The following is a 12,195-nucleotide window of genomic DNA, read 5'->3' on the forward strand; positions in this document are numbered from 1 at the left end:
CCAAATATACTTTCATGTCACAGTTTATCCAGTTTTGAAAGAACAATCTTTCAATGAACTTACGCTAAGTTCACAACATCCGTGTTGTAACGCGTAAGTACGTACATCCTTGTACGAAAGTCTAGTAATGATGGCAAAGAGGTCACACCTGTTCCCATGCCGAACACAGAAGTTAAGCTCTTTAGCGCCGATGGTAGTTGGGGGTTTCCCCCTGCGAGAGTAGGACGTTGCTAGGCGAGTCATTAGCTCAGTTGGTAGAGCATCTGACTTTTAATCAGAGGGTCGCTGGTTCGAATCCTGCATGACTCATATTAAAAAAACACGTCATATAGATGGAAAAATCTATCTATATGACGTGTTTTTTTCTGTCCTTTTTTATTGAAATTTATTTTTTATACTTAGTATTAGTACCAGGTGACAAATATCACTATTAATAACTTATACAAGCGTTTATACTCAAAAATGTCATCATTGCTAAATTATTATATTTAGAAAGAAATATATAATATATTACTATTTCTAATAGCTGTGAAATAAGTAATTATCAGAAAATTACGAATATACTTATATATTGTAAAATAATTCATAATCGAATATGATAATAGTATGAACGATAAAATGACTTTAAACAGCTAAAAATAACATAAACGAGGTGATTTCTGTGGAAAAAGTGTTGTTTACAGATGTTGGTGAAGGGCTACATGAAGCTGAAATTTTGCAGTGGTTTGTTGACGTTGGCGATACCGTAGAACGTGATGAAGCACTTGTAGAATTACAAACAGATAAGGTGGCAATCGAGGTAACAGCTCCAAAAAAAGGAATCATTATGCAACGCATTGGGGATATTGGCCAACGCATTATTGTTGGTGATACACTCGTAGAAGTAGATACTGGGGAGGCTTCTAGCACGGTAGTTGAGGAATCACAACAAGTAGCAGCACCTGAACAAGCTATCGAATCTGTTGCGACAACCGAAAAGAAAGCTACTCTAGATGAGAAAGGGCCAAAACGTATTAAGGCAGCGCCGAGCGTACGTAAATTGGCACGTGAACTAGGGATAGATATTCAAACGGTACAGGCCTCTGCAGCACATGGGCGTATAACGAAAGAGGACATTCGAAATGCTACTTCAGGAAGTTCAGCAGAAGTATCACAAGCTGATCCAACAAAAGAAGCTGCAAAAGTATCGGTACATCGTGTAGCACCTATTATGGGTGAAAAACGTCGTGAAAAAATTTCTGGTGTACGTAAGCAAATGTATCAAAACATTGCGTATTCACTAGCGAATATCCCACATACGACAGCGATGTACGACATGCAAGTTGATGAACTGAATCGTGTGCGTAAAGACTTGAAAGCGTTTACAGAACAGCCATTAACCTACTTACCATTCTTTATTAAAATTATTACGTATGTGCTACAAGAAAATCCGATTTTTAATGCGAGTATTGATGAAGAAAAAGAAGAAATTATTTATCATGAAAATGTAAATATTGGGATTGCGATGGCAACAAAGCAAGGTCTTGTCGTACCAGTTATTCATAATGTAGAAACATTATCGCTAGAAGAAATTGCCACACAGCTTCAAGATTTAACAGAGCGTGGGCGTAATAATAAATTATCACTACATGAATTAAAAGGTGCTACATTCACTATCTCAAGTACGGGTATGCGCGGAGGTGTTTATGCAACACCTGTTATGACAGCACCTCAAGTAGCAATTTTAGGGCTACATGCAATGGTGGAAAAACCAGTTATTTTACCAGACCGCACAATTGGTATCGGTACGGTAATGGGGTCAAGTCTATCATTTGATCATCGTATTATTGATGGGGAAGCAGTCGGCTACTTTATGGAAGCATTTAAGAACTATGTAGAAAATCCAAAACGCTTGTTATTAAAAGCATAGGAGGTGCCTTAAATGGAAATGACAAAATGGTTAGATGAGCAAGGGAACTTAATTGGCGATGTAGCGGTGCCATCAGATGATGTATTAAAGACGATGTACGCAGAAATGAAACGTGGCCGTATGATTGATACAAAAATGTTTAAAATGCAGCGTCAAGGGCGTATGGCACTTGTGGCGCCAGTGAGTGGTCAAGAAGCGATTCAGGTAGCGAGTGCGCTTGTATTAAATAAAGAGGACTGGATAGCGCCAAGTTACCGTGATTCGGTTGCGACGATGCTTCATGGTATGCCGCTTGAAAATATTATTCGTTATTTCAAAGGGTATAGTGACGGCGGTGGTGCTCCTGAAGGTGTCAATGTCTTGCCGGTACAAATCATTATTGCAGCACAAATGCTTCATGCGACAGGTGTGGCGTTTGCATCGAAAATTAAAGGCGAGCAGGCACGTACGGTGACGTTTTTCGGCGATGGTGCAACGAGTCAGGGAGATTTCCACGAGGCGCTAAACTTCGCAGCCGTTTATAAGCTACCTGTGATTTTTGTATGTCAAAACAACCAATATGCGATCAGTACGCCAGTTAGTAAACAAATGAACACAGAAACAATTGTGGAGCGTGCAAAGGCATATAATATGGCCTATGAATATGTAGATGGCAATGATATATTAGCTTGCTATGATGTAATGAAACGTGCCTATGACAAAGCACAGGATGGGCCTGTATTTGTCGAGGCTGTGACGTATCGTTTAGGACCACATACAACGTCAGATGACCCGAAAAAATACCGTGAACAGACGGAAGAACAGCAGTGGCAACAAAAGGACCCACTTGTACGTATGCGTGCTTTTTTAGAAGCGAGAGGTCTATGGGACGCGGCATTTGAACGTGCTATAGAAGACCGTGCATCGGAGGAAATCGAGGAAGCTGTGGCGAAAATTGAAGAAACCCCGCCACCGACATTAGCGGATATGCTAGAGAAAGTTTACGAAACACCTCCAACGCTTATTCAAGAGCAAATCGATGGTTTAAGGGGGAATGAATAATGAGCGAAAAAACGATTGTACAGGCGATTAATGAGGCATTATTTCATGCGATGGAGCATGAGGATGTTGTGTTATTAGGCGAAGATGTAGCAACAAACGGCGGTGTATTCCGTGTGACGGATGGGCTGAAGGAAAAGTTTGGCCCGATGCGTGTCATTGATACACCACTTGCAGAGTCTGGCATTATCGGTACAGCGGTCGGTATGAGTGTTAACGGTTTACGTCCAATCGCAGAAATTCAATTTTTCGGCTTTATTTATGAAGCAATGGATCAAATGGTTAGCCAGGCTACGCGTATGCGTTACCGCTCAAATGGCCGCTTCCATTCACCGATTGTCGTACGTAGTCCGTATGGTGCAGGCGTTAATACACCGGAGCTTCATGCAGACAGTATTGAAGCGATTTTTAGTCATTCTCCAGGTATGAAAATTGTGATGCCATCGAGTCCATATGACGCAAAAGGCTTACTTCTTGCAGCAATTGAGGACCCCGATCCGGTACTGTTTTTAGAGCCGATGAGCATTTATCGTTCGGTACGTGAAGAGGTACCAGATGAAGCGTATACGGTACCGATTGGTGAGGCAAAAATCGTCCAAGAAGGAACGGATGCAACGATTGTGACATGGGGACCGCCTGTTGTATGGCTACAGCAAGTTGTAGAAGACTATGCAAAACAAGGGGTATCGATCGAGCTAATTGACCTGCGTACAGTGGCGCCGCTAGATATTCATACAATTGTAGCCTCAGTTGAAAAAACCGAACGATTATGTATTGTACATGAAGCAGTTAAAACAAATGGTATCGGTGCAGAAATTGCTGCGCTTGTTTCAGAACGCGCTATTTTCTCGCTTGTTGGGCCGATTAAACGTGTGACAGGGTTTGATTCACCTTACCCGGCAGGCACCATTGAACGAGACTGGATGCCAAATCCAAGCCGTGTAAAAATCGCCATTGATGAATTACTAACATACGAATAAAAATTAAAAAGTCGCATAAAATGTTCGATAAATGCGACTTTTTTTCTGTTGTCTAATTTACAGTATTTATGCGTTTTCTTTAGTTGTAAAATAAAAAAATTCTTGAAAATTTTCTAAAAATTTATTGACATTAAAACACGGTGTTGTTACGATAAATGCGTTGTTCAACAGGGAAGTCGTTTTCGAGTGAGTCTTTCCGAGCAATGATTATTTGACCACTCCTTTAAGGAGTTAAGGCCATACGGACAGCCGGGTCGACTGCCGCTTGGTGGAGCCATTCCACCTATTGATTGAGTTAAAAGCTCAAGTTTTATAAGTTGGTTACTTTACAACCAGTGTTTAAATGCACATCAACTTGTGAAATTGGTCAATATGAGTAGTAAAAGTAATTATTTGCTATATAGACTCTAAAAAGCCATGATAGGATTAACTTCGAAACCGATACGGGAATTTAGGCGATTTTTTCTGTTTTTCTGAACTTGTCTATTTTTTTACGAATTCGTATGTATATATCCAAGAGCAAGTGATGCCAAAGTGCATTGCTTGCTCTTTTTTTGTTGGAGGTGTGGAAAATGAAACGATTAAAGCTGTATGGATTTAATAATTTAACAAAGGCACTGAGCTTCAATATTTATGATGTGTGTTATGCGGAGACGTCTGCAGAGCAACAAGCCTATATAGACTATATTGATGAGCAATACAATGCAGACCGCCTAACGGATATTTTATTGCATGTGACGGAAATGATTGGTGCGCACGTGTTAAATGTCTCAAAGCAAGATTATGATCCGCAAGGCGCGAGCGTGACGTGTTTAATTGCTGAGCAACAACTAGCGCGCTATGGTAGTGATACACTCGTTGCTCATTTAGATAAAAGTCATGTGACGGTGCATACATATCCGGAATTTCACCCAGAAAACCATTTAGCGACGTTCCGTGTAGACATTGATGTCGCAACTTGTGGTGAGATTACACCGCTATCGACACTCGACTATTTAATTTCATCATTCGATTCAGATGTCATCACAATGGATTACCGCGTACGAGGATTCACGCGTGATATTCATGGCAATAAAGTGTATCTTGACCATCCAGTTCACTCGATTCAAGACTATATTGCGTCTCCTACACTTGCTAAATACGACGTTGACGATATGAATGTCCCACATGCCAATCTGTTTCACACGCGAATGCGTTTAAAAGATTTACCACTCGAAAATTATGTATTTGATATGGATTTAACTGACGTGTCGTCGCTTAAAAAAGAGCAGATGCTTGCGGCGCTTCACGTCGAAATGGAAGAAATTTTTCACGGAACGGGAGTGTAACGATTCATGCAGCAACTTGCAACAACGCAGCAAAAGGCACCGCTTTATGAAGCACTGATGCACTTTAAAAAACAACGCATCGTACCGTTTGATGTACCAGGTCACAAGCGAGGTCGTGGTAATCCAGAACTTGCTGCTTTTCTAGGCGAAGATGCATTGGCCGTCGATGTTAACTCGATGAAACCACTCGATAATTTATGCCATCCTGTATCGGTCATTAAGGAAGCAGAAGAAGTCGCTGCACAAGCTTTTGGTGCAAACGAAGCCTTTTTTATGGTCGGTGGAACGACATCGGCTGTACAGGCAATGGTCTTTAGCACGACGAAGCAGGGCGATGAAATTATTCTACCGCGCAATGTCCATCGTAGCGTACTCAATGCGCTCGTGTTAAATGGCGCGATTCCGGTATATGTCAATCCAGAGGCGAATGATGAACTTGGGATTGCACTCGGCATGTCGATTACCCAAGTACAGCGTGCCATTGAAGAGCATCCAAATGCGAAGGCCGTATTTGTGAATAACCCAACGTATTACGGGATTTGCTCAGATTTAAAAGGTATCGTTGATGTGGCACATAAAGCAGGTATGAAAGTACTTGCGGATGAGGCACATGGTACGCATTTTTATTTTGGTAAAGATATGCCGATTTCGGCAATGGCAGCTGGAGCTGATATGGCTGCAGTGAGCATGCATAAATCAGGCGGCAGCCTAACACAAAGCTCCTTTTTATTAATGGGGCCTGGCATGAACGCCGATTATGTACGTCAAGTAGTGAATTTAACGCAGACGACAAGTGCATCGTATTTATTAATGGCGAGTCTGGATTTATCACGTCGCAATTTAGCGTTAAATGGTCATGACATTTTCCAACAAGTCGTCGATTATACGAATTATGTGCGCGACGAATTGCATGCCATTGGGGGTTATTATGTGTTCGGTAACGATTTGATTAACGGCGATAGTGTCTATGATTTAGACCCAACTAAACTTTCTATTCATACTTTAAACGTAGGTTTAGCGGGAATTGAAGTGTACGATATTTTACGGGATGATTACGATATTCAAATTGAATTTGGAGATCTTGGAAATATTTTGGCATACATTTCCGTTGGCGACCGCGAGCGTGATATTGAGCGCTTAGTCGGAGCATTAGCCGATATTAAACGTCGCTTTGAACGTTCGAAAAAAGGCATGCTGACGCAGGAATATCTTGAGCCAGTGGTTGCCATTTCACCGCAACAAGCCTTTTATGCACAAAAAGAGCTGTTGCCACTTCATGAGGCAATTGGCCGTATATGTGGTGAATTTGTTATGTGCTATCCACCGGGTATTCCGATTTTAGGACCAGGGGAAGTCGTGACTGAGGCCGTTGTGACGTATATTGCCTATGCGAAGGAAAAGGGCTGTCAGTTAACCGGCACAGAGGATTTACAAGTAGAAAAATTAAATGTCGTCAAGGAAGGTGTTTAGATGGAGCTATGGTATAGCGAGCCACATACGAAAGATGTCAAATTTTCGATTAAAGTGAATAAACAACTCTATAGCGCACAAAGTGAATTTCAGCGCATTGACGTATTTGAATCAGCGGAGTTTGGCCGTTTTTTAACGCTTGATGGCTATATGATGCTGACGGAAAAAGATGAATTTATTTACCATGAAATGCTTGTACATGTACCAATGTCTGTGCATCCAAAAGCAGAAAATATTTTAGTTATTGGTGCAGGAGATGGCGGTATTTTACGCGAGCTAGCACAGTATCCATCGGTTCAAACGATTGATCTTGTAGAAATTGATGAGCAGGTTATTGACGTGTGTAAAAAGTATTTACCACAAACAGCATGTGGCTTTGACGACCCACGTGTAACGGTGCATATTGCAGATGGCTTAAAATATGTACGCCATGCAGAAAATCAATATGATGTCATTATCGTCGATTCAACAGATCCCTTTGGACCAGGTGAAGGGCTCTTTACGAAAGAATTTTACGGCAACTGCTACAACGCGCTGAAATCAGATGGTATTATGGTCAACCAGCATGAAAGTCCATTTTACGAAGAGGACCGTTTAGCGATGCAGCGTGCACATAAGCGCATCGTGGAAAGCTTTCCGATTAGTCGCGTTTATCAGGCGCATATTCCGACGTACCCATCAGGTCATTGGCTTTTTGGTTTTGCGTCAAAACAGTATCACCCAATTGAGCACCAGCAGGCGGAGCGCTTTAAAAAATTGAATATTCCGACGAAATATTATAATCATCAGTTACATATCGGAGCGTTTTGCCTACCAAACTATGTAGAGGAGCTATTAGCAGATGTTGAAGACTAATATTCAAACATTTATCGGCTGTGAAGCGGATTACCGCGACGCAACGCATGTATTATACGGCGTGCCATTTGATGGGACGACGAGCTATCGTCCGGGGACACGTTTTGGTCCATCGGCCGTACGCGCAGAATCATTTGGTTTAGAAACGTATAGCCCGTACCAAGATAAGGATTTAACGGATTATGCAGTGTTTGATAGTGGCGATTTAGAGCTACCATTTGGTAACCCAGTGCGTGTGTTAGAGGCAATTGAAGCACGTGCAACAACCATTTTAGACGATGGGAAATTTCCATTTATGGTTGGCGGTGAGCATTTAGTGACCCTTGGAGCCGTACGTGCAGCGTTTAAAAAACATCCAGATTTACATATGATTCATTTCGATGCGCATACGGATTTACGGGATGATTATTTAGGCGAAAAATTATCACATGCGACCGTATTACGTCGCTGCCATGATTTACTAGGCGACCAAAAAATTTATCATTTTGGTATTCGCTCAGGCGACCGTCCAGAATTTAAATGGGCAGACGAGGGCCATACAACGCTTCAAAAATTTAATTTCGATGGTTTAGCACAAGCACTACAAGCCATTGGTAATAAGCCAGTCTATTTCACGATTGATTTAGATGTCCTCGACCCGTCAGAGTTTCCGGGAACGGGGACACCAGAAGCGGGTGGTGTAACATTTACAGCACTTATTGACGCATTGATTGCTGTTAGTAAACAGGCCAATGTTGTCGCTTGTGATGTCAATGAGCTCGCACCAATTTATGATCCATCCGGCCGTTCAACGGCACTTGCAGGAAAAGTTATTCGCGAGTTTTTAATCGCACTTCAAAAATAGAAAAGGGGTTATGTAAAAATGGGTAAAGCATTAATTATTGGCTGTGGCGGTGTCGCATCAGTCGCAATTCATAAATGTGTACAAAATAGCGAGGTATTTGAGGAGATTTGTATCGCAAGTCGTACAAAATCAAAATGTGATGCCTTAAAGGAAAAATTAGATGGCCAAGGAACGATTATTACAACGGCACAAGTAGACGCAGATAATGTAGAAGAATTAATCGCTTTAATTAATGAAGTGAAGCCAGATATCGTCATGAACCTAGCACTTCCATATCAAGATTTAACAATTATGGATGCATGTTTAGCGACGAAAACGCATTATATGGATACAGCCAATTATGAGCCTGAAGATACAGCGAAATTTGAATATAAATGGCAATGGGAATACCGCGAACGTTTTGAAGAAGCGGGCATTACGGCATTACTTGGTTCAGGTTTTGACCCAGGTGTGACCGGTGTATTCTCAGCACATGCATTAAAACATCATTTCGATGAAATTAATTACATCGATATTTTAGATTGTAATGCTGGCGACCACGGCTATCCATTCGCTACCAATTTTAACCCAGAGATTAATATTCGCGAAGTAACGGCAAATGGCTCGTATTGGGAAAATGGTGACTGGGTAGAAACAGCGCCAATGGAAATCAAACGTGTATACAACTTCCCGGAAGTCGGCGAAAAGGATATGTATTTACTACATCATGAAGAGTTAGAATCGCTTGCATTAAATATTCCGGGTATTAAACGTATTCGCTTCTTCATGACATTCGGTGAATCGTATTTACGCCACTTACAATGTTTAGAAAACGTTGGTATGACAGCGATTGAGCCTATTATGTATGAAGGAAAAGAAATCATTCCGCTCCAATTTTTAAAAGCCGTACTACCAGATCCAGCATCTCTTGGTCCACGTACAAAAGGGAAAACAAATATCGGCTGTATTTTCCGCGGTAAAAAAGATGGCCAAGATAAAACATATTATGTTTATAATGTGTGTGACCACGAGGCGTGTTACGCGGAGGTTGGCTCACAGGCAGTATCTTATACGACAGGTGTACCAGCCATGATTGGCGCAGCACTTGTGATGAATGGTACATGGCAAAAACCAGGTGTCTACAATATCGAGGAGTTTGACCCAGATCCATTCATGGAAGGCTTAAATAAATGGGGCCTACCATGGCAAGAAAGCTTAACGCCGGAGCTTGTTGATTAGCATGAAGATAACTGATATTGCGACGCCTGCCTATGTGGTAGACGAAACATTAATTGAGCGGAATCTGCGCATTTTAAAGGAAGTCATCGACGAAACAGGCTGTCATATTTTATTAGCGCAAAAGGCATTTAGCATGTATAGCTTGTATCCGTTAATCGGGGAATATTTACATGGGACAACGGCAAGCGGTTTATATGAAGCAAAGCTTGGCTATGAGGAAATGGGCAAGGAAAATCATATTTTTTCACCAGCCTATAAAGACAGTGATTTTGCGGAAATCGTATCGATTTGCGATCATATTGTCTTTAACTCATTTTCACAGTTAACACGCTTTGGCGAGCAAGTAGTAGCTGCAGGGAAAAGCATTGGGCTGCGTATTAATCCAGAGCACTCCACACAAGTAGGACATGAAATTTATGACCCTTGTGCGAAAGGTTGTCGTTTTGGCATTACCGCACAGCATTTTGACCGTGAGGCACTTGCGAATGTTTCGGGGCTGCATTTTCATACATTATGCGAGCAAGATAGTGATGATCTGTGGACAACGATTTTAGCAGTAGAGGAGCGCTTTGGTGATGTGCTGTATGACATGGAATGGCTGAATTTTGGCGGAGGTCATCATATTACAAAACCGGGCTATAATCTAGCGCTACTAAAAAAATGCATTACGTATATGAAGCAAAAGTATAATTTAAGCATTTACTTAGAGCCAGGCGAGGCTATCGCATACGAAGCGGGCTATCTTGTAACGACCGTTCTAGATACGACATATAATGACGGAGATATCGCTATTTTGGATACGTCTGCCTCTTGTCATATGCCAGATGTGCTTGAAATGCCGTACCGTCCACCACTTCAAAACAGTGGGGAAGCGGGTGAAAAAGCACATACGTATCGTCTCGGTGGCCCGACCTGTCTTGCGGGGGATGTCATCGGCAATTATTCATTTGATGCACCGCTTAAGCCGGGTGACCGACTTGTCTTTGAAGATATGGCGATTTATTCAATGGTGAAAAATAATACGTTTAATGGGATGGCATTACCGGATTTAGTTATTCAAGATCGCGATGGAAATTGTCGTTTACAAAAACGCTTTGGCTATGAAGATTTTAAAGGGCGCCTTTCCTAAAACTTGTCTGAAACACTTCCAAAGAGATTTTCTCTTTGGAAGTGTTTTTCGTTAGACTGCGTACAACACAGTCATACAAAATTCCTACATTATTTTACATTGTATGATAGGATAAGATTTAGTTTAAATGATTTTGGAGGAACAGCATGAAGAAATATACACATTTACTATTTGATGTAGATAATACGATTTTAAATTTTGACGCAGCGGAGGAAGTCGCGCTCGCTAAAATTTTATCCAAGTATGGTCCGACACTTGACCAAGAAAGTCTCCATGCGACGTATCAAAAAATCAATCGCAGTATGTGGCACGCGTTTGAACGTGGGGAGATGACACGCGAATATTTACTTGATACACGCTTTTTTGAAACCTTTTATATTTATGATATTATGGTGGATGGTGTTGCACTAGCGGCCGAATATCAAGCCTTGTTAGCGGAAGGTCATGAGCAAGTAGAAGGCGCAAAACAAGTGCTTGAAGCATTATGTGATATACCAAAATACGTTGTCACAAATGGTGTTGGCTCAACGCAACATCGCCGTCTAAAAGATTCGGATTTCACGCAGTATTTCGAGGCGATTTATGTTTCAGAGGAGCTTGGCTATCATAAGCCTCAGCGTGAATTTTTCGATATTGTCTTCGCTGAGTCCCCTGAAATTATCCCGGAAACGACATTAATGATTGGCGATTCGTTAACGAGTGATATTCAAGGTGGTATTGTCGCAGGGCTTGATACATGTTGGTTTAATTTCCATCATACAGCAAATGATACCGGCATTGAACCGACCTATACGATTGAGTCCATTGCTGAGGTATTGCATTTATTACCCGAGTTAGTCTAGGCAATAGCGTCTGCAGAAGTGCAGACGTTTTTTTTATAGAATAAAAGTTTTTAATAGAATAATGTTGATTTTATGAGAAAAAATAAGACATAATATAGGTGGAGGTGTTAAACGACACTATGGTGATGAAATGGCATTCTGTTGGGGAAGAAATGTTAAAATTGGGGAATTACGAGGATTATTTTTTTCAAAGTGTGACCTTAAAAGATGATGAACAAGCAATTGTCTATGCATCCATTCAAGGACGGTTTCTAGTTGACTTTATTGATGCGTTTGTTGATTTATATGAGCAACCAGGTACGAAGGAAATTTATACGTATCGCAATAATACAGTTAAATTGACACGACAAGCGCAACAATTAATTGTAGAATCTGAAAAATGTGGACGATTTGTTTATCCATTTGACGATGGCTTTGAGCAAATTTTTATTGCGTTGAAACGTTATTTAACGAAAATAAAACGAGATAATGCACGCGTTGCTTTAAATGATGAATATCCGCAACTTGCAAGTCGTGTTTATTGGTATGAGCAACTGAATTGTCGTACATAGAAACGAATGAAATATAAAAAACAGGCAGCGC

Annotated in this window: 11 protein-coding genes, 1 tRNA gene and 1 rRNA gene; all 13 read left to right on the forward strand. The window is 41.2% G+C overall.

Annotated features, from left to right (window positions below):
* Nucleotides 1–120 precede the first annotated feature (120 nt).
* Nucleotides 121–236, forward strand: a 5S ribosomal RNA gene (gene rrf / locus QI30_RS02960).
* A tRNA-Lys gene (locus tag QI30_RS02965) sits at nt 237–309 on the forward strand.
* A 352-nt stretch (nt 310–661) separates the two neighbouring features.
* Nucleotides 662–1,909 (forward strand): dihydrolipoamide acetyltransferase family protein, encoded by a 1,248-nt coding sequence (locus QI30_RS02970; RefSeq protein ID WP_126989465.1) that lies wholly within the window; start codon nt 662–664, stop codon nt 1,907–1,909.
* Between the two features lie 12 nt (nt 1,910–1,921).
* Nucleotides 1,922–2,950 (forward strand): pyruvate dehydrogenase (acetyl-transferring) E1 component subunit alpha, encoded by a 1,029-nt coding sequence (gene pdhA, locus QI30_RS02975; protein ID WP_126989466.1) that lies wholly within the window; start codon nt 1,922–1,924, stop codon nt 2,948–2,950.
* Nucleotides 2,950–3,927, forward strand: coding sequence for an alpha-ketoacid dehydrogenase subunit beta (locus tag QI30_RS02980; RefSeq protein ID WP_126989467.1), 978 nt, complete (start codon nt 2,950–2,952; stop codon nt 3,925–3,927). Before pdhA ends, QI30_RS02980 begins: the two co-directional genes overlap by 1 nt.
* Nucleotides 3,928–4,499: 572 nt before the next feature.
* A complete protein-coding gene (speD, locus tag QI30_RS02985) occupies nt 4,500–5,255 on the forward strand; it encodes an adenosylmethionine decarboxylase (RefSeq protein WP_126989468.1) in 756 nt (251 codons plus the stop codon).
* 6 nt (nt 5,256–5,261) lie between these two features.
* Nucleotides 5,262–6,725, forward strand: a complete 1,464-nt coding sequence (locus QI30_RS02990; RefSeq protein ID WP_126989469.1) for an aminotransferase class I/II-fold pyridoxal phosphate-dependent enzyme — start codon at nt 5,262–5,264, stop codon at nt 6,723–6,725.
* Nucleotides 6,726–7,580: a polyamine aminopropyltransferase gene (gene speE, locus QI30_RS02995; protein WP_126989470.1), complete on the forward strand. Its 855-nt coding sequence runs from the start codon at nt 6,726–6,728 to the stop codon at nt 7,578–7,580.
* Complete coding sequence (speB, locus tag QI30_RS03000) at nt 7,567–8,424, forward strand: agmatinase (protein ID WP_126989471.1); 858 nt, start codon at nt 7,567–7,569, stop codon at nt 8,422–8,424. Before speE ends, speB begins: the two co-directional genes overlap by 14 nt.
* Before the next feature lie 18 nt (nt 8,425–8,442).
* Nucleotides 8,443–9,642 carry a saccharopine dehydrogenase family protein gene (locus QI30_RS03005; protein ID WP_126989472.1) on the forward strand — a complete coding sequence of 400 codons (1,200 nt, stop codon included), beginning with the start codon at nt 8,443–8,445 and terminating at the stop codon, nt 9,640–9,642.
* A gap of 1 nt (nt 9,643) precedes the next feature.
* Nucleotides 9,644–10,771, forward strand: a complete 1,128-nt coding sequence (gene nspC, locus QI30_RS03010) for a carboxynorspermidine decarboxylase (protein ID WP_126989473.1) — start codon at nt 9,644–9,646, stop codon at nt 10,769–10,771.
* A 146-nt stretch (nt 10,772–10,917) separates the two neighbouring features.
* Nucleotides 10,918–11,613, forward strand: a complete 696-nt coding sequence (locus QI30_RS03015) for a YjjG family noncanonical pyrimidine nucleotidase (protein ID WP_126989474.1) — start codon at nt 10,918–10,920, stop codon at nt 11,611–11,613.
* A gap of 119 nt (nt 11,614–11,732) precedes the next feature.
* Nucleotides 11,733–12,164 carry a hypothetical protein gene (locus QI30_RS03020; RefSeq protein WP_126989475.1) on the forward strand — a complete coding sequence of 144 codons (432 nt, stop codon included), beginning with the start codon at nt 11,733–11,735 and terminating at the stop codon, nt 12,162–12,164.
* The last annotated feature ends 31 nt before the right edge of the window (nt 12,165–12,195 follow it).

This window comes from Candidatus Kurthia intestinigallinarum (genome assembly GCF_003991225.1).
Classification (GTDB): domain Bacteria; phylum Bacillota; class Bacilli; order Bacillales_A; family Planococcaceae; genus Kurthia; species Kurthia populi.